The 18,413-nt window shown below is 66.4% G+C and carries 19 protein-coding genes; 12 read left to right on the plus strand and 7 right to left on the minus strand.

What is annotated here, in order from left to right:
- The first annotated feature begins 2 nt into the window (after positions 1-2).
- On the plus strand, positions 3-482 hold the full coding sequence (locus tag GJV80_RS13790; protein ID WP_154688386.1) for a GNAT family N-acetyltransferase: 480 nt from the start codon (positions 3-5) through the stop codon (positions 480-482).
- 414 nt (positions 483-896) lie between these two features.
- On the opposite strand, the gene GJV80_RS13795 is transcribed toward GJV80_RS13790, so the two are convergent.
- Together GJV80_RS13795 and tdh are read right to left on the minus strand one after the other, a co-directional pair.
- A complete protein-coding gene (locus GJV80_RS13795; protein WP_195908923.1) occupies positions 897-2,063 on the minus strand; it encodes a glycine C-acetyltransferase in 1,167 nt (388 codons plus the stop codon).
- Between the two features lie 11 nt (positions 2,064-2,074).
- Positions 2,075-3,103 carry an L-threonine 3-dehydrogenase gene (tdh, locus tag GJV80_RS13800; RefSeq protein WP_154688388.1) on the minus strand — a complete coding sequence of 343 codons (1,029 nt, stop codon included), beginning with the start codon at positions 3,101-3,103 and terminating at the stop codon, positions 2,075-2,077.
- Positions 3,104-3,475: 372 nt separating this feature from the next.
- On the opposite strand from tdh, the gene GJV80_RS13805 reads away from it, so the two are divergent.
- From GJV80_RS13805 to GJV80_RS13830, 6 genes are all read left to right on the plus strand, one after another.
- Positions 3,476-4,873 (plus strand): L-serine ammonia-lyase, encoded by a 1,398-nt coding sequence (locus tag GJV80_RS13805; protein ID WP_154688389.1) that lies wholly within the window; start codon positions 3,476-3,478, stop codon positions 4,871-4,873.
- 199 nt (positions 4,874-5,072) lie between these two features.
- Positions 5,073-6,164 (plus strand): ABC transporter ATP-binding protein, encoded by a 1,092-nt coding sequence (locus GJV80_RS13810; RefSeq protein ID WP_154688390.1) that lies wholly within the window; start codon positions 5,073-5,075, stop codon positions 6,162-6,164.
- A 131-nt stretch (positions 6,165-6,295) separates the two neighbouring features.
- Positions 6,296-7,705 carry a DUF4032 domain-containing protein gene (locus GJV80_RS13815; RefSeq protein ID WP_154688391.1) on the plus strand — a complete coding sequence of 470 codons (1,410 nt, stop codon included), beginning with the start codon at positions 6,296-6,298 and terminating at the stop codon, positions 7,703-7,705.
- A 16-nt stretch (positions 7,706-7,721) separates the two neighbouring features.
- Positions 7,722-8,702: a pirin family protein gene (locus GJV80_RS13820; RefSeq protein ID WP_154688392.1), complete on the plus strand. Its 981-nt coding sequence runs from the start codon at positions 7,722-7,724 to the stop codon at positions 8,700-8,702.
- Positions 8,702-8,983, plus strand: coding sequence for a GNAT family N-acetyltransferase (locus GJV80_RS13825; RefSeq protein WP_154688393.1), 282 nt, complete (start codon positions 8,702-8,704; stop codon positions 8,981-8,983). The genes GJV80_RS13820 and GJV80_RS13825 overlap by 1 nt, the downstream gene beginning before the upstream one ends.
- A 72-nt stretch (positions 8,984-9,055) precedes the next feature.
- Positions 9,056-9,862 (plus strand): LLM class F420-dependent oxidoreductase, encoded by an 807-nt coding sequence (locus GJV80_RS13830; protein ID WP_154688394.1) that lies wholly within the window; start codon positions 9,056-9,058, stop codon positions 9,860-9,862.
- An 80-nt stretch (positions 9,863-9,942) separates the two neighbouring features.
- Here the strand turns inward: GJV80_RS13830 and GJV80_RS13835 are convergent, their stop codons facing one another.
- On the minus strand, positions 9,943-11,091 hold the full coding sequence (locus GJV80_RS13835; RefSeq protein WP_154688395.1) for an acyl-CoA dehydrogenase family protein: 1,149 nt from the start codon (positions 11,089-11,091) through the stop codon (positions 9,943-9,945).
- 111 nt (positions 11,092-11,202) lie between these two features.
- Between GJV80_RS13835 and GJV80_RS13840 the strand changes: the two genes are divergently transcribed.
- From GJV80_RS13840 to rlmB, 3 genes are all read left to right on the plus strand, one after another.
- Complete coding sequence (locus GJV80_RS13840) at positions 11,203-11,640, plus strand: MarR family winged helix-turn-helix transcriptional regulator (RefSeq protein WP_154688396.1); 438 nt, start codon at positions 11,203-11,205, stop codon at positions 11,638-11,640.
- Between the two features lie 67 nt (positions 11,641-11,707).
- Positions 11,708-13,114 carry a cysteine--tRNA ligase gene (gene cysS / locus GJV80_RS13845; RefSeq protein ID WP_154688397.1) on the plus strand — a complete coding sequence of 469 codons (1,407 nt, stop codon included), beginning with the start codon at positions 11,708-11,710 and terminating at the stop codon, positions 13,112-13,114.
- Positions 13,115-13,139: 25 nt separating this feature from the next.
- Entirely contained in the window at positions 13,140-14,084 is a 945-nt protein-coding gene (gene rlmB / locus GJV80_RS13850; RefSeq protein WP_154688398.1) for a 23S rRNA (guanosine(2251)-2'-O)-methyltransferase RlmB, read from the plus strand.
- Here rlmB and GJV80_RS13855 read toward each other — a convergent pair whose 3' ends face one another.
- The 4 genes from GJV80_RS13855 to GJV80_RS13870 are packed head-to-tail and all read right to left on the minus strand — an operon-like array spanning position 14,085 to position 16,419.
- Complete coding sequence (locus tag GJV80_RS13855) at positions 14,085-14,471, minus strand: VOC family protein (protein ID WP_154688399.1); 387 nt, start codon at positions 14,469-14,471, stop codon at positions 14,085-14,087.
- Positions 14,472-14,512: 41 nt separating this feature from the next.
- Positions 14,513-14,818: a helix-turn-helix transcriptional regulator gene (locus tag GJV80_RS13860; protein ID WP_154688400.1), complete on the minus strand. Its 306-nt coding sequence runs from the start codon at positions 14,816-14,818 to the stop codon at positions 14,513-14,515.
- 35 nt (positions 14,819-14,853) lie between these two features.
- A complete protein-coding gene (locus tag GJV80_RS13865; protein WP_154688401.1) occupies positions 14,854-16,023 on the minus strand; it encodes an MFS transporter in 1,170 nt (389 codons plus the stop codon).
- A gap of 33 nt (positions 16,024-16,056) precedes the next feature.
- The gene (locus tag GJV80_RS13870; RefSeq protein ID WP_154688402.1) at positions 16,057-16,419 is read right to left on the minus strand and encodes an SdpI family protein; all 363 of its coding nucleotides are present in this window, start codon (positions 16,417-16,419) and stop codon (positions 16,057-16,059) included.
- A gap of 148 nt (positions 16,420-16,567) precedes the next feature.
- Between GJV80_RS13870 and GJV80_RS13875 the strand changes: the two genes are divergently transcribed.
- Both GJV80_RS13875 and GJV80_RS13880 read left to right on the plus strand, forming a co-directional pair.
- On the plus strand, positions 16,568-18,025 hold the full coding sequence (locus tag GJV80_RS13875) for a glycine hydroxymethyltransferase (RefSeq protein ID WP_154688403.1): 1,458 nt from the start codon (positions 16,568-16,570) through the stop codon (positions 18,023-18,025).
- Between the two features lie 64 nt (positions 18,026-18,089).
- Entirely contained in the window at positions 18,090-18,407 is a 318-nt protein-coding gene (locus GJV80_RS13880; protein ID WP_154688404.1) for a hypothetical protein, read from the plus strand.
- Positions 18,408-18,413: the final 6 nt, after the last annotated feature.

An 18,413-nucleotide genomic window follows, 5' to 3' on the forward strand; every position in this document is an offset into this window, starting at 1 on the left:
TCATGATCGCGGTCGGCGAATCGGTGCGGCTGCGCCGCTTCGACCCCGACGAGGCAGGGCAGGACCTGCTGGGTGCGTTGCTGACCTGGTATCGCGATCGCGACACCGTCCGCATGGTCGATGGGCCGAACGCGGACCGGTACGATGCGGATCGGTTGCTGCGGATGTTTCGTCATTTGCGTGACACCGGCGAGCTCTTCCTGATCGAGGAGCTGACGCCGACGGGCTGGACGCCGATCGGCGACGTCACCCTGCAACCAAGCGGCATTCCGATCCTGCTGTGTCCGCCCGCCCGCGGCCGCGGGATCGGACGCAACGTTCTCCGAACCTTGATCACCTACGCGAGGGAAGCCGGGCGTACGGAGATCCTGGTCAACGAGGTGTACGGCTACAACGATGCCGCGCGTCGGCTGTTCACCAGCGCAGGCTTCGTACCGATCGGAGAAACCGAACTCGGTCACCGCTACCGGCTGGATCTGTGATCGCCTCGCAGCCAGTCCGGCGTGATCAACTGCGCAGCTTTCCCGGGTGATCAGGGGCGTGTCAGGTGCGTAGGGCGTGTTGCGGTGGATGGCGTTGAGGATGGGTTCCTGTCGGGGTCGATCTGCTCGGGTGGTCGCCACCAGACCCGTCCTCGCCGGTATTCGGCAGGCCACCCGTATTGGACGAACCGGTAGGGGTGGAACGGGCACACCAACGCCCGAGCTCTCGGTTCACCGGCCGGGATGCCGAGTAGGGCGATCAGGAACGATTCCGCAGAGACGAACAGGCGGATCGGATTATCGATCCGACACCCCGTCGCCGCCATCAGATTGATCAACGTCTGACCGGACCGGTCGACAGCTGACCGCCCACCACAACGACAGTTGTGCTGAGCTGCCGCCGCCCGGTCCTCGCTACTGGATCGCTTCCCGCGCCCGCTCGAACGCCGCAATCGCCCGGTCAAGATCATCGCGGGTATGCGCGGCCGACATCTGGGTGCGGATCCGCGCCTTGCCGCGCGGCACCACCGGATAGGAGAACGCCCGGACGTAGATCCCGTCGGCGAGCAGCTTGTCGGCCATCTGGCCGGCCTTGACCGCATCGCCGATCATCACTGGGACGATCGCGTGATCGGACTCGGGAATCTCGAAACCGCGGCGGGTCATCTCCGTTCGGAAGTACGTCGTGTTGTCCCGTAGTTGCGACAACAGGTCGCCCGATGACTCGAGAAGGTCAAGAGCCGCCACAGCTGCTGCGGCGATCGACGGAGCGAGCGAATTGGAGAACAAATACGGACGGGACCGCTGACGGAGGATCTCAACGATCTCGGCTCGGGCCGCCGTGTAGCCACCGCTCGCACCGCCGAGCGCCTTACCGAGGGTGCCGGTGACGATGTCGATCTTGTCCTGGACACCGAACAGTTCCGGTGTGCCGGCACCGTTCGGACCCACGAAGCCGACGGCGTGTGAGTCGTCCACCATCACCAGGGCGTCGTATTCCTCGGCGAGTTCGACGATCTTGTCCAGCGGGGCGACGTAGCCGTCCATCGAGAACACCCCGTCGGTTGCGATCAACCGATATCGCGCGTCGCCCGCCGACTGGAGCTGCGTTTCAAGATCGGCCATGTCGCGATTGCGATACCGCAGCCTGCGGGCCTTGGACAGTCGCACGCCGTCGATGATGCTTGCGTGGTTGAGTTCGTCGGAGATGATTGCGTCCTGGTCGGTCAACAACGTCTCGAACAGGCCACCGTTGGCGTCGAAACAGGAGCTGTACAGGATCGCATCGTCGGTCTTGAGGAAGCCGGAGATCTTCGCCTCGAGCTGCTTGTGCAGGGTTGTGGTGCCACAGATGAACCGGACCGATGCCATGCCGAATCCCCAACGGTCCAGACCTTCGTGGGCCGCCTTGATCATCGCCGGATGATCGGCAAGGCCGAGATAGTTGTTCGCGCAGAGGTTGAGGACGGTCTGGCCGCCGACTCCGATCGAGGCCGACTGCGGTGTGTCGATCACCGATTCGGCCTTGTACAGCCCCTCGGTCCGCAACTGCTGCACTTCTGCGGAGAGCTGATCCTTCATCGACCCGTACATCACTTCTCCCAACTCATGATCACTTTGCCACCGTGCCCGGAACGCGCCGTCTCGAAGGCCTTCTCGTATTCCGTGTGATCGAACCGGTCGGTGATCACCCCGGAGATGTCCAGACCGCTTTGCAGGAGTACCGACATCGCGTACCAGGTCTCGAACATCTCCCGGCCGTAGATGCCCTTGATCGTCAGCATGTTCAGCACGACCGTGGCGATGTCGATGTTGACCTCGCCCGACGGGAGTCCCAGGACAGCGATCCGACCGCCGTGGGTCATCGAGGAGATCATGTCCCGGAGAGCGACCGGACTCCCCGACATCTCCAGGCCGACGTCGAAACCTTCCAACATGCCGAGCCGGCCGTAGGCCTCCCGCGGCTGGTGCTCCCGGGCATCCAGAGCAAGGCTCACTCCGAGCCGGGAGGCCAATTCCAGCCGGGACGGGCTCAGATCGCTGATCACCACGTTCCGGGCACCGGCGTGGCGGGAGATCATCGCCGCGATGATGCCGATCGGTCCGGCACCGGTGACCAGCACGTCCTCGCCGAGCATCGGGAAGGTCAGCGCGGTGTGCACGGCGTTCCCGAACGGGTCGAAGATCGCGGCGACGTCGAAACCGATCGGGTTGGTGTGCACCCAGACGTTCGACGACGGCATCGCGATGTACTCGGCGAATGCGCCGTCCAGCTGGACGCCGATGCCGCGGGTGTTGATGCACAAGTGCCGGCGTCCTGCGCGGCAGTTCCGGCAGCGGCCGCACACCAGGTGCCCCTCACCGCTGACCACGTCGCCGACGGAGACGTCGTTGACGGCAGGACCGGTCTCGACGACAACGCCGGAGAACTCGTGCCCGACGATCAGCGGAGCAGTCACGTGGGTCGCCGCCCAGTCGTCCCAGCTGTCGATGTGCAGGTCCGTGCCGCAGATCCCGGTCTGTTTGACCTCGATCAACACATCGGTCGGCCCTACCTGCGGTTCCGGCACCTCCGTCAACTCCAGCCCAGGAGCGGCCGCCGTCTTCACCAGCGCTTTCACGATGTCGACCGTATTCCATCGGCGAACCATCCGGCCGACGGATCGGATCGGTGCCGACTGACGTCGGCATCGGGCGGTGATGGCAGGAGAGCGTGGTGGCCGAAGAAGCGGTGCCGGCTCATACCCGGCACCGCAGCACACGTACCCACGACGATTGAGGAGGACGCGTCAGCCCCAGTCTTGGTGGTCATCTGCCCGGCGATCGGTAGCGACACGCGTTCCACGCCGGGTCGACACCGCTGAGCATGCGTGCGTGCCGCGGTCGACGGCGGCGTTGGGGGCGTGTGCACATACTGGAACTATGAAGATGTCCGGACTGGAGCCGCGGCGGCACCCGCAACCGGCAATTGCCGATCGGAGTCTCGATCCGGAGTGAGTATCAGCGTCTTCGACCTGTTGAGCATCGGTATCGGCCCGTCGAGCTCACACACTGTCGGGCCGATGCGCGCCGCCGCACGGTTCGTCGGTGATCTTGATCACCATCAGCGACTTCGGCAGGTCGGCCGGGTCAGGGCGGAGTTGTTCGGGTCGCTGGGCGCGACCGGCCACGGACATGGCAGCGAGAACGCCGTGCTGTGGGGGCTGGAGGGCGAGGACCCGGAAACGGTCGACACCGACACCGCTCCCGACCGCGCAGCGAAGATCCGCAGCACCGGTCGGATCCGGCTCGCCGGTGTCCACGAGGTCGGTTTCGATCCCGATCACGATCTTGTCCTGCACCGGCGCAGGTCACTGCCGTTCCATCCGAACGGAATGACCTTCACCGCCTGGGATGTGGACGGATCGCAGGTGATCGCCGAACGGACCTACTACTCGATCGGTGGCGGTTTCGTACTCGACGACGACGGGTCGGGACGTCCGAAGGTCCGCCCCGACCCGACCGCCGTCCCCTATCGGTTCGAAACGGCGGAGCAGTTGCTGGCGATCTGCCACCAGAATCAACGTGCGATTTCCGATGTCGCACTGGCCAACGAGTGCGCACGGCGTTCGGAGGCGGAGGTCCGCGCCGGACTGCTTCGGATCTGGCGGACGATGGCCGATTGTGTCGATCACGGCTGCCAGACCTCGGGCGTACTGCCGGGCGGGCTGAAGGTACGACGCAGGGCCGCCGAACTGCACGACCAATTGGCCGCCTCACCGGCTTCGGACGCCGCCGTCGACCCGCTGGCTGCGATAGACTGGGTGACGCTGTGGGCGCTGGCCGTCAACGAGGAGAACGCCGCCGGTGGACGGGTGGTCACCGCACCGACCAACGGCGCGGCAGGCATCATCCCGGCGGTGCTGCACTACGCCGTACGCTTCGGGCCCGGTGTCGATCCGGCCAACCAGGACGACAAGATCATTCGCTTCCTGCTCACCGCCGGTGCGATCGGTGCCATCTACCAGCAGACCGGGTCGATCTCCGGAGCTCAGGTCGGTTGCCAGGGCGAGGTCGGCACTGCCTGTTCGATGGCCGCCGGCGCTCTGGCCGAACTGCTCGGAGGCAGTGTTGATCAAGTGGAGAACGCAGCGGAGATCGGCATGGAGCACCACCTCGGGCTGACCTGCGACCCTGTCGGCGGCCTGGTCCAGATTCCTTGTATCGAAAGGAATGCCGTCGCCTCGGTGAAGGCGATCACCGCAGCACGTCTTGCCCTGCGCGGGGACGGCCGGCATACGGTCAGCCTGGACAAGGTGATCAAGACGATGATGGAGACCGGTCGGGACATGAAGATCAAGTACAAGGAGACGGCACGCGGCGGGCTCGCGGTCAACATCGTCGAGTGTTGATCTCGCCGATCACATCTCGTCGGCGCGCTGACCTGGGCAACCCTGCTCAGAGTCCCCACTCGCAGGCCGCTCGGACGAGCCCACGGATATCGCTTTCCACCCCGCCCTTGTCTGCGGGCCGACCGCATGTCATTCTTGGGCCAGTTTCTATCCACTACGGATCGTCGGGCACGTACCTGCCCGTGGAAGGAAGTGCGGCATGGCTGCCGTGTCATTCAACGAGGCAACTCGTATCTATCCTGGGTCGGATCGACCCGCCGTCGACAAACTTGATCTGGAGATCGGTGACGGCGAATTCATGGTTCTGGTCGGACCGTCCGGCTGTGGCAAGTCCACCTCGCTCCGCATGCTCGCGGGCCTCGAAGAGGTGAATTCGGGCAGCATCACCATCGGTGATCGCGATGTCACCGATCTGCCGCCGAAGGACCGGGACATTGCGATGGTTTTCCAGAACTACGCGCTGTACCCGCACATGACGGTGGCCGACAACATGGGCTTCGCGCTGAAGATGGCCAATGTGCCGAAGTCCGAGCGCCAGCAGCGGGTCCTGGACGCCGCCAAGCTGCTCGGACTGGAGGAGTTCCTCAACCGCAAGCCGAAGGCTCTGTCCGGCGGCCAGCGCCAGCGCGTCGCGATGGGTCGTGCCATCGTGCGTAACCCGCAGGTCTTCCTGATGGACGAGCCGCTGTCCAACCTTGACGCCAAGCTCCGCGTCTCCACGCGTACCCAGATCGGTGCCCTGCAGGCCCGGCTGGGTGTCACCACCGTCTACGTGACCCACGACCAGATCGAGGCCATGACGATGGGCGACCGGGTGGCCGTGATGAGCGACGGCGTGCTGCAGCAGGTGGACAGCCCGCTGAGCCTCTACGACAAGCCCAAGAACCTGTTCGTGGCCGGCTTCATCGGTTCGCCGGCCATGAACCTGATCGAGGGCGAGGTCACCGACGGCGGTGTCAAGGTCGGTGACTACACCGTCCCGGTCGCTCGCGAGGTGCTGGCCAGGACCAATGGGGAGAAGACCCTGACCATCGGCGTCCGGCCGGAGAACTTCGCGATCGCCGAACAGGGCATCCCGCTGGATGTCGTGATGGTCGAGGAGCTCGGCGCCGACAGCTACCTGTACGGCACGCTGAGCGGACATCAGGACGAGGTGCTCACCGGTCAGCAGTACGTGGCCCGGGTCTCGGCTCGTCAGGCACCTGGCCGTGGCAACACGGTGCGGCTGACTGCCGATCCGAAGCACCTGCACGTGTTCTCCACCAGCAGCGGTGATCGCATCTCCGACTGAGGAGTGACGGCATCCGCCTGAGCAGGACTGTCTCACGGCCACGAGCCCCCGGCGCACTGTGCGTCCGGGGGCTCGTCGCCGCCTATCCTGGTGAGCTCAACCTGAGTTCGCAGTGAGTTCGAAGGACTTCCGTGCCTCGTTTCCTGTCCGCCCGGCCTGATCCTCAGCTGATCACGCTGCCCTGGGGGACGCCGTTGGAGGACTGGCCGACGGACAATCTCGTCGCGTTGCCGCGTGGCATCTCCCGCCACGTCGTCCGCTTCGTCCGGGTCGGCAAGGAGATCTACGCCTTCAAGGAAGTCGTCGAACACCTCGCCCGGCACGAGTACGAACTGCTGCGCGACCTCAACCGCCTGGACACTCCCTCGGTCGAGCCGGTGGGCGTGGTCACCGAGCGGATCGACGCCGACGGCGACCAGCTCGACCCGATCCTGATCACCAAGCACCTGCAGTTCTCGCTGCCCTACCGCTCGCTGTTCAATCGCGGTGTCCGCCAGGACACGGTCAACCGGCTCGTCGACGCCATGGTGGTGCTACTCGCCCGGCTGCATCTCGTCGGCTTCCTGTGGGGCGACGTGTCGCTGTCAAACACCCTGTTCCGGCGCGATGCCGGTTCGTTCGCCGCCTATCTGGTCGACGCCGAGACCGGTGAACTGCACGAAAGCCTCACCGACGGCCAGCGCGAACACGACTTGTCCATCGCCCGGACCAACCTCTTCGGCGAGTTCCTGGACGTCCAGGCGGGTGGCCTGCTGGACGAGTCACTGGATCCGCAGACCCTGGTGGAGACCATCGAGAGCCGGTACCGGGAGCTGTGGGCCGAGCTGACCGATGTCGAGGAGTTCGACGGCAGCGAGATGCACCGCATCGAGGGCCGCGTCCGGCGGCTCAACGCGCTCGGTTTCGATGTCGCCGAACTTGACATCACCACCGACTTCGCCGGGTCAACGGTGCGGATCCAGCCCAAGGTGGTCGACGCGGGCCACCATTCCCGCCGGCTGCTCCGGTTGACCGGGCTCGACGTCGAGGAGAACCAGGCCCGTCGGTTGCTCAACGACCTGGACTACTTCCGTGCCCAGACCGACCAGCAGAACGGCGACGAGGCGATCGTTGCCCACCAGTGGCTGCAACAGCGGTTCGAACCTGTGCTCGAGGCGATCCCCACCGACCTGCGCGGCAAGCTCGAACCGGCGCAGATCTATCACGAGGTGCTGGATCACCGCTGGTTCGAGTCGGAGAAGGCGGGCCACGAGATTCCGATGCCGGAGGCCGCTCGGAGCTACGTACGCACCGTGCTGCGGAATCTGCCGGACGAGCAGATCGAGGTGCCCGACGGCGACGAACTCAGCCGGTTGGAGAACCCGTACGATCCGTCCCAGGGCTACGCGGACGGCGACGGCGACAAGCCGTACGACCCCTGGGAGGACGGGGACCTCAGTCCGGAGACCGGCACCGGCGGGCCCGAACCGGCCTTCGATCCGAACCGCCTCGACATCGAGGCACTACGGCGCCGGAGTGCCGAGCGCCAGAAGCAGCCCTAGCAGGAGCGGAGGACGGATGAGCAATCTCGAGATCGCCCCCGAGGAGACCGACTGCACCTCGGCGCCCACCGACGGCACCCTGCTCATCGAGGCTCGCAACGTGCCGCTCGGCGGGGTCCGTGGCATCACCGTGAACCGGACCCTGCCGTCGCGCCACGTGCCGACCATCGGCGCCTGGTGTTTTCTGGATCATTTCGGTCCGGCACCCGCCGACTCGATGGTCGTCCTCCCCCACCCGCACACCGCACTCCAGACCGTCACCTGGCCGTTGTCCGGCTCGATCCACCACCGCGACTCGGTCGGCTCGGACGTGACCGTGCGGCCGGGTGAGCTCAACCTGATGACGGCCGGACAGGGCGTGTCCCACTCCGAGATCAGCCTGCGCGGCCCGGACCCACTCCGCGGCCTGCAGTTGTGGGTCGCGCTGCCCGATGACGCCCTGACCGTCGTGCCATCGTTCGAGCAGCACAGCACGCTGCCGATCGTCGAGTCGGGCAACCTGACGGCGACCGTGCTGGCCGGTGAGTTCGGAGGCGTACGCTCCCCGGCGACCACCTTCACACCGCTGGTCGGTGCCCAGCTCTCCCTGCGCCCCGGCACCAGCATTGTCGATCTTCGGCGCACCTTCGAGTACGGCCTGATGGTGCTGGACGGAGCCGTCCGGGTCGATGGGCGTACGCTTCCCAACGGCTCCTTGCTCTACCTCGGTCTCGGCCACGACGGCGTCGAACTGAGCACCGCGACCGACTCCCGGCTGATCATGCTCGGCGGCGAGCCGTTCGAGTCGGAGTTGATCATGTGGTGGAACTTCATCGGCCGCAGCCACCAGGACATCCTCGGGGCCAGGCAGGAGTGGGAAGATCATTCCGTACGCTTCGGCGTGGTCCCGGGTCACGGTTCGGATTGGATACCCGCGCCACCGATGCCGATCACGATCTTGAAACCCCGCCGCCGAAGCAAACCGTCCCGCCGAACCGATGGAGAGGATCACCGGTGATGACGATCACGGTCAACGACGTACCGGAGAAGCACCGCTACGAGGCAACCGACGCGGACGGAACGGTCTACGGTCACGTCGAATACATCCGTGCCGACAGCAAGATCACGTTCACCCACACCGAGGTCGATCCGGCGGCCGAAGGGCAGGGCATCGGCAGCACATTGGCCCGCGCGGTCCTCGACCAGGCCAGGGCCGACGGCATCGCCGTACGCCCTATTTGCCCCTTCATCAAGGGCTGGATCGCCCGCCACCCCGACTACTCCGACCTCGTCCGTTAGCGCCGAGGGGCCACACTCCCCTCGTCCGTGTTGCCCGATGCACCGACCGTCCCTGCCAGGAATGGAGAAACCATGACCCAACAGCCGCACGCCGCCGGTCGCCCGATGCGGATCGGTGTCCAGATCCAACCGCAGCACGCCGACTATGCCGACATCCGTCGGACCGTCGATGCTGTTGAGGAACTCGGTGTCGACGTGATCTTCAACTGGGATCACTTCTTCCCGCTCTCCGGCGAACCCGACGGCAAGCACTTCGAATGCTGGACGATGCTGGGCGCGTGGGGAGAGCAGACCAGCCGGGCCGAGATCGGTGCGCTGGTCACCTGCAACACCTACCGCAACCCCGACCTGCTCGCCGACATGGCCAGAACGGTTGATCACATCAGCTCCGGCCGGTTGATCCTCGCCATCGGTGCCGGTTGGTTCGAACGCGACTACGCCGAGTACGGCTACGAATTCGGCACCGCGGGATCCCGGATCGCCGCACTGGCCGAGGCGTTGCCCCGGATCAAGGCGCGTTGGGCCAAGCTCAACCCGCAGCCGACCCGGAGCATTCCGGTGCTGATCGGTGGCGGCGGCGAACGCAAGACACTCAAGATCGTCGCGGAGCATGCCGACATCTGGCACGGCTTCGGCTCGGCGGAGACCTTGGCCCACAAGAACGGCGTGCTGGACGACTGGTGCGCCACCGTCGGTCGCGATCCGGCTGAGATCGAACGGGCCGGTGGTGCACCAAGATCACCTGATGACGGCGGCGATGCGCTCTACGAGGTCGGGACCCGGCTGTTGACCGTGGAATGCGATGGTGCGACCGGCTACGACCTCGGCCCGCTCAAGGAGTGGCTGGCCTGGCGGGACGAGAAGAACCGGAACGCCTAGCCCGGACCGGGTCCACCCGCAGGTAGGGGGTTGGCCTGCGGCCGCGCCGTTGCGACCGCAGACCACCCGAGCTTGACCGATCACGCGTGCTTGAGCAACTCCCGGGCGATCACCAGACGCTGGATCTGGTTGGTGCCCTCGAAGATCTGGGTGGCCTTGGCCTCGCGCATATAGCGTTCGACCGGGAATTCCCGGGTGTAGCCGTAGCCACCGAGCACCTGTACCGCGTCGGTGGAGACCTTCATGGCCGCGTCGGTGGCGGTCAGTTTGGCCACGGCCGCGTCCCGGCTGAACGGTTTGCCCGCGTCACGCTTCCGGGCGGCCATCAGATACGCCGCGCGGGCGTTGTCGACCGCAGCGGCCATGTCGGCCAGCAGGAATTGCAGGCCCTCGAATTCGGCGATCGTCCGGCCGAACTGCACCCGCTGGTTGGCGTACGACGAGGCCACGTCCAGCGCCGCCTGCGCAAGCCCCGTCGCCCCGGCCGCGATGCCGAGGCGTCCGGAATCCAGGGCGCCGAGAGCGATCTTCAGTCCCTCACCCTCGACGCCGATCATCCGGTCATCCGGGAGCGGCGCGCCGTCGAAGTAGACCGAGGCGGTCGACGATGCCGTCAGACCCATCTTGCGCTCGGGCTCGCCGATCGCCAGACCCGGGATGCCGGCCGGAACCAGGAAACAGCTCACCCCGTGATTGCGATCACCGCTGGTCCGGGCGAAGGTGAGGTAGTAGTCCGCCTGACCGGCATGACTGATCCAAGCCTTCTGACCGTGCAGTTCGTAGCCGGAGTCGCTGCGCTTGGCGCGTGTGGTCATGGCTGCCACATCCGAACCTGCCTGCGGCTCGCTCAAGGCGTACGCCCCCAGCAGTTCGCCGCCCAACATGTCGGGCAGGAACCGGCCACGTTGATCATCGGTCCCGTGGCGCACCAGCGCCAGGCAGGTCATCACATGCACCGAGACCCCGACACCGACACCCATCCAGGCGATCGCGACCTCTTCCAGCGCCTGCAGATAGACCTCGTACGGCTGATCGAGGCCGCCCCAGCGTTCCGGGTACGGCATCCCGAACAGGCCGGCGCGGCCGAGCACCCGGAACTCCTCGCGCGGGAATCGCGCTGCAGCCTCCGCCTCGCTCGCCCGCGGAGCCAGCTGCTCGCGGGCGATCTCGGCGATCAGGCCGACGAGTTCCGCCGCCTCAGGGGTCGGCAACATCCGATCGACAGGCATAACGCGCTCCTGCGGGAATTCCGTGCTGAAGATGCCTCACGGCTGAGGTTACACACGTCCTTTGGGCCGCGATGGCCCTCCGGGCACGCCGATTGCGGTTACGATTCGGAAATGACCGACGATCTCCACCGCCTCGGTGAAGACCTGATAGCCACCTCAGCCCGGGTCGTCCGCTGGACACCGGCGGAGCGCACCAGTCTGAGTGTCGCTGCGACCCGGATCCTTTCCAGGTTGCGGGACGCCGGGCAGCTGAAGATCAGCGATCTTGCCGTGCAGGAACGCAGCTCGCAGCCGACCATCACCAATCACATCAAGCGGTTGGAGGAGTTGGGCTACGTCGAGCGACACTCCGATCCGCGCGATGCCCGGGTGTCACTCATCTCGGTGACCTCCAAGGGCCGGGCGCAACTGTCGGCCATCCGGCACGAGCTGGGTTCGTTCCTGGCGCCGCGGCTGGCCACCCTGTCCCCCAGCGAACGCAAGGCGTTGCGCACCGCGATCACCGCACTCAACCGGCTGGTCGATTCCGAGGGTGACAGCGCCCAGTGAACGGGCGCAACTGACAGCAGGCGTCAACGAAAGTGCGTGTCGACTGGTCCGCAACTAAGCTTCAGCTGTGCCTTTTCGACTCTATGACTCCGCCACGCAATCCGTGCGGGACCTCGACACCGTGGTCCCGGGTCAGGTGTCGATCTACCACTGTGGCCTGACGGTCCAGTCCGCGCCGCATGTCGGGCACATCCGCAAGGAGGTCGTCTTCGATGTGCTGCGCCGCTGGCTGACTCATCTCGGCTACCGGGTCACGGTGATCGCCAACGTGACCGACATCGAGGACAAGATCCTCGCCAAGTCCAGGGAACAGGGCGTGCCGTGGTGGGCGCTGGCCTACCGGTTCGAGCGCGAGTTGCACGATGCGTACGCCGCGCTGGGCTGCATCCCGCCCGACTACGAACCGCGGGCCACCGGACACATCCCGGAGATGATCGAGTTGATCAAGATCCTGATCGACCGCGGTCACGCCTACCCGGCCGCCGACGGCTCGGGCGATGTCTACTTCGACGTGCGCTCCTGGCCGGACTACGGTCGACTGTCCCGGCAGAAGATCGACGACATGGAGCCTGCGGAGGATTCCGAGCCGCGCGGCAAGAAGGATCCTCGGGATTTCGCGCTATGGAAGGGCCACAAGCCCGGCGAACCGGAGACTGCGTCGTGGGAGACCCCGTGGGGCCGCGGCCGCCCCGGATGGCACCTGGAGTGCTCGGCGATGGCCGGCAAGTACCTGGGCGACGAGTTCGACATCCATGGTGGCGGGATCGATCTGCGTTTCCCCCACCACGAGAACGAACTCGCCCAGTCCACCGCCGCCGGACGGCCGTTCGCCCGCTATTGGATGCACAACGCCTGGGTCACCGCGGCCGGGGAGAAGATGAGCAAGTCGCTCGGCAACGGCGCCCTGGTCAGCCAGGTCACCGAGGAGTACCCACCGCGTGCGGTCCGGTTCTATCTGCTCGCTCCGCACTACCGCTCCGCGATCGAGTACTCCGACACCTCGTTGGCGGAGGCAACGGCCTCCCTGGAACGGATCGACAACTTCGTCGAGCGGTCGAAGGATCTGGTCGGCCCGGTCGAACCGGAGCTTCCGGTCGGGTTCATCGCCGCGATGAACGATGATCTTGGTACGCCGGGAGCCCTCGCAGTGCTCTACACCGCCGTGAGAGAAGGGAATTCCGCGATCGAGGCCGGTGATCGAGAGGCTGTCGCCGACCGACTGGCCGAGGTAAGCGGCATGCTCGGCGTTCTCGGACTGTCGGCCGACGACCCGATCTGGCAGCGCCAGGGCGGCGATGACACAGCACTGGTCGCGGCCGTCGACGGACTCATCAGCGAACTGCTCAAACAGCGCGAGGATGCCCGGGCCCGCAAGGATTACGCCGCTGCCGACGGGATACGGGATACCTTGATCAAGCTCGGGGTGGAGATCTCCGACACCCCGCAGGGCCCGAAGTGGCGACTGCCGCGATGAGCACCCGTCAGGAAGGTTGTTGATCTTGCCCGGAAACAGTCAGCGCAAGGGCGCCGTACGACGCAAGGGCAAGGGCAACACCGCCGGCTCGGGCGGTCGGGTCCGGCGGGGCCTTGAGGGCAAGGGTCCAACGCCCAAGGCGGAGGATCGCCCGTACCACAAGGCGTACAGGGCGAAACAGACGCGCGACCGGCAGAGTGCCGCTCGTCCTCGGCGGACCACTCCCGCCAAGGGGGTCGGCCCGGAGTGGATCTTCGGACGCAATCCGGTGCTGGAGGCACTGCAGGCCGAGCTCCCGGTGCAGGCCGCCTATGTCGCCGAGGGCGCCGAACGGGACGACCGGCTGCGGGACATCTTCAAGATCATCGCCGACCGCGGCATGACGATGTTGCAGACCAATCGCGCCGATCTTGATCGGATGACCGCCGGCGCCGTGCACCAGGGTGTCGCCATTCAGCTGCCTGCCTACGAATACAAGCATCCCGATGATCTGCTCGCCGAAGCCGGTCCGCAGCCGTTGTTCGTCGCTCTTGATCATGTCACCGACCCGCGCAACCTCGGCGCGGTGATCCGGTCTGCGGCGGCGTTCGGTGCCGACGGGGTGCTGATCCCGGAACGCCGCTCGGCGGGGATGACCGCGGCGGCCTGGAAGACCTCGGCCGGGGCTGCCGCGCGCATCCCGGTCGCGCGGGCGACGAACCTCACCCGGACACTGCAGAGCTATGCCAAGGCCGGCGTGTTCGTGGTCGGCCTGGACGGCGACGGTGACACCGACATCGCCGACCTGCCCCAGGCCGGCGATCCGCTGGTGCTCGTCGTCGGCAGTGAAGGCGAGGGTCTGTCCCGGCTGGTTCGGGACGCTTGTGACACCGTCGCTGCGATCCCGATCGCGTCGTCGGTGGAATCGCTCAACGCCGGAGTGGCGACCAGTATTGCCTTGTACGAGGTGTCCCGGGCGCGTTCCCGGTGATCACGGTCGGGTCGCGAGCTGGATCAGATTGCCGCAGGTGTCGTCGAGCACGGCGGTGGTGACCGGTCCCATCTCGGTCGGCGGTTGGGTGAACGTCACGCCGAGCGCGACCAGCCGCTCGTACTCCTGCTGGATGTCGAAGACCTGGAACTGGGTGTACGGGATCCCGTCGTCCACCAGCGCCTTCTTGAAGACACCCGCTGCCGGGTGCTGATCGGGCTCCAGCAGGAGTTCGGTTCCGTCCGGCCGGTCCGGCGACACCACGGTGAGCCAGCGATACTCGCCGAGCGGGATGTCCTGCTTCGTCACGAATCCGAGCTTCTCGGTGTAGAAGGCCAGCGCCTTGTCCTGGTCGTCGACCAGCACCGAGGTGAGGTTGATCAACATGTCGTCGCCTATCTGGTCGTTGCCTGTCCGGTCATTGCTGTCTAGTCAGTATCGAGAGACGTCTGCTGCCCGAGCCATCCCGCAACCGCGTCGCGCAGCGGAGCGAGATCGAGGTCGTGGAACTTGTACCGACCGTCCCGGCGGGCGTGCACCAGACCAGCCTGTTCGAGCACGTCCAGATGCTGCGACACGGCCTGTCGACTCAGATTCAGCTGATGACGCATCGTCAGTCGGGAACACAGCTCGAACAGCGTCTGCCCGTCCCGTTCACTCAGCTCGTCGACGATCAGCCGGCGAGCCGGAGCGGACAGCGCCTGGAACACATCGGATCGGGGTGCATCGGCCATCTCGGCTCCAGAATAGGCAAGCGATCACTTACCTGTCAATGGTTGTGGGTCGTGGACCGCGCGGACAAGGCGGGCCCGGCGAGCACGGCGATGCCCAGCACCAGCACCATCACACAACCGAGTGCGAAGGTCAGCGAGACGTGATCGGCGATCAGGCCGATCAGCGGTGGCGCGATCAGGAACGAGGCGTAGCCGAGCGTTGACACCACCGCGATCGCGCCGGCCGCGTTGTCACCGCCACGGTTCCCGGCGATCGTGATCACGGTCGGGAACACCACAGCCAGCCCCAGACCCCAAATTGCGGCACCGATGTAGGGCGCCACAGGACCCGGCACGAAGAGCACGACGGCGATCGCCAGGCAGGTCAACAAACCCGACATGCGCAGGACGGCCAGGCGGCCGAAACGATCGACGACGAAGCCGCCGGTCAGCCGGCCGAACGTACTGGTCACCGAATAGGTCGTGTACGCGGCTGCCGCCAGGCCCTGGGGCAGACCGCGTTGATCATGGACGTAGAGCGCCAGCCAGTCCGAGGCCGTGCCCTCGCCGGTGTTGGAGAACAGGATGATCAGCGCGAGCAGCATGATGGCCGGAGTGATCGCCTTCATGGTCGGCCGGGATCGCTTTCCGTCCTGGGCGACGGGTGCCCGGTGATCGTTCCACCGCAGGGCGAAGACGATGTTCGCCGCGGCGGCGATCGGCAGCACGATCCAGAAATGGGTACCCATGCCCTGCCCGGTGGATGCCAGGATCGCGCCAACACCGGAGCCGAGCATGACCCCTCCGCTCCACAACCCGTGGAAGGCGGGCATCACCGCGCGTCCGGCGGCCTTCTCGGTCTCCGCGCCGTGTACGTTCAGCGCCAGCTCCCACAGGCCGAGCGCCGCCCCGGCGAGCAACAACATGAGACCGAAGAGCCACAGCGAATGCACCAGCGGCAGGACCGCAAGCGCGGCCGCCAGCCCTGTCCCGCCGGCCATGCAGACCGCACGGGCCGAGAACAGATGGATCAACCGGCCGCCGAACGGCAGCGTGACCAGAGAACCCAGCCCCATGCACAGCAGCACCAGGCCGACCGCCGTCAGCCCCGCGTCCAACTGGTCACGTGCCGCCGGGATGCGGGAGACCCAGCTGCCGACCGTGACCCCGCACAGACCGAAACAGACGAAGACGGCCACAAGATCACGGCGTACCCCAGGCTGCATGGAGAGAGTGTGCCGGACCGCTGCCCCGCCGACCTAAACGCGTCTGGCCGCCCGCACCGCGACGACGGCGGCGACGACCACGCCGATGATCACGAATGCCAGGGCGGTGCACAGGAAGATCAGGTACCACAGCACAGTGCCGGCGGCGACGACCGATCCGACAAGGGCAAGGAAGGCCACCAGAGCAGTGATCGTCAGCGGTCGGACGGCGGCCCGATGCCCGCCCTGCCAGGCCCGCTCCGAAGCCAACAGAGCAGGCAGCCGGATCCCGACCAACGGGTTCGGACCGATGGTTCCGCCGGCCAACATCCGGGAAACGCCGGCCAGCCCGGCCAGGGCGACCGTGATCAGCGCCGCCACCAGGATGGCCGGGCCAAGACCGGGGCCATTGTTCATCGGCGGCACCGGACCCTGAATCGTCCGGCTGACCGATCCAAGCGCATGGCGGCGACCCTACCCCAGTGCACCGCGAGTGGGCGGCCGGAGGACGGCGGCACTAGATTTGGTCCCGCCCCGTCCCAGCCATCGAACCAGGGAGCCAGCTGTGTCCGAAACACTCGACACCACCGCAGCAGCCGCCAAAGCATCGGAGTCCTATCGGGCCGCCCTCTCGGTGATCGAGTCGATCGAGCCGAGGATCGCCGGCGCCATCCGTGCCGAGCTCGCCGACCAGCGGGATTCACTGAAGCTGATCGCGTCGGAGAACTACGCCTCCCCCGCCGTACTGCTGACGATGGGCAACTGGCTCAGCGACAAGTACGCCGAAGGAACGATCGGACATCGGTTCTATGCGGGCTGCCAGAACGTCGACACAGTGGAGTCGGTGGCCGCCGAGCATGCCCGCGAGCTCTTCGGTGCCGAGTACGCCTACGTCCAGCCGCACTCGGGCATCGACGCGAACCTGGTCGCCTTCTGGTCGATCCTGGCCAACCGGGTCGAGACGCCGGCCCTGGCCGATCACGGTGTCCGGAGCGTCTACGACTTTTCCGAGGACGACTGGGAGGCGCTGCGCAGGAAGTTCGGGGAACAGCGAGCGGTCGGCATGTCGCTGGACGCCGGCGGCCACCTGACGCACGGGTTCCGGCCGAACATCTCCGGGAAGATGTTCCACCAGCGCTCCTACGGAACCGATCCGGAGACGCAACTGCTGGACTACGACGAGGTCGCCCGAATGGTCCGCGACTTCAAGCCACTGGTGCTGATCGCCGGCTATTCGGCCTACCCGCGGCGGATCAACTTCGCCAAGATGGCCGAGATCGCCCACGACAACGGCGCGGTGCTGATGGTCGACATGGCACACTTCGCCGGTCTCGTCGCCGGCAAGGTGTTCACCGGCGACGAGGACCCGGTGCCGCACGCCGATCTCGTCACCACCACGACGCACAAGTCGCTGCGCGGTCCACGCGGCGGCATGGTGCTGGCCAAGCAGGAGTTCGCCGCGGATGTCGACCGCGGCTGCCCGATGGTGCTCGGTGGACCGCTCTCGCACATCATGGCCGCGAAGGCGGTCGCCCTGGCCGAGGCCCGGACCCAGGAGTTCCAGACCTACGCGCAGAAGATCGCCGACAACGCGAAGGCGCTGGCCGACGGTTTCCTGAAGCGGGACGCAAAACTGGTCACCGGCGGAACGGACAACCACATCGTGCTGCTCGACGTGTCCAGCTACGGCTTGACCGGACGGCAGGCGGAGTCCGCCCTGCTGGACTCGGGCATCGTGACCAACCGCAACGCGATCCCCAACGACCCGAACGGTGCCTGGTACACAACGGGTGTCCGGCTCGGTACTCCGGCCCTCACCTCGCGCGGTCTCGGAACGGACGACTTCGACCGCGTTGCCGAGTTGATCGTCGGGGTGTTGTCGGCCACGGAGCCGACAACCACCCGATCGGGCGCTCCGGGCAAGGCGAAGTACACGATGACCGACGGTGTTGCTGAGGCCACTCACAAAGCAGCCGAAGAACTTCTGGACAATCACCCGCTCTACCCCGGTCTGGAGCTCTGAGCCGCCGCAGCCGGCCACTCGCCCACCTACACTGGCGGGCGTGTCCGGGAGCAAGATCGTATCCATGTCCGCCGTCGCCGCGGCGGTCGTCGCGCTGGCGGGTTGCTCGCAGACCAACCTGACCACGGAGGACGCGTACAAGATCGGCTGCCCGGCGATCGACGCAACCGTCGCCTCGGGAGCGGTTGCCAACGAGGTGGCGGTGACCACGCTGAGGGAAGTCCGCGACCGGTCTCATCCGTCGAAGGAGACCAAGAAGTGGCTCAACGCCGCGATCACTCTGCTCACCTCCGACCACCCCAACGCGCTGTCCCGGCAGACCAAGAGCTTGATCATCAAGGGCTGCAAGGAGAACGGCTACCCGCTGCAGAACCTGCGCTGAGAAAGC

Origin of the sequence: Microlunatus sp. Gsoil 973, from assembly GCF_009707365.1 — a bacterium.
Classification (GTDB): domain Bacteria; phylum Actinomycetota; class Actinomycetes; order Propionibacteriales; family Propionibacteriaceae; genus Microlunatus.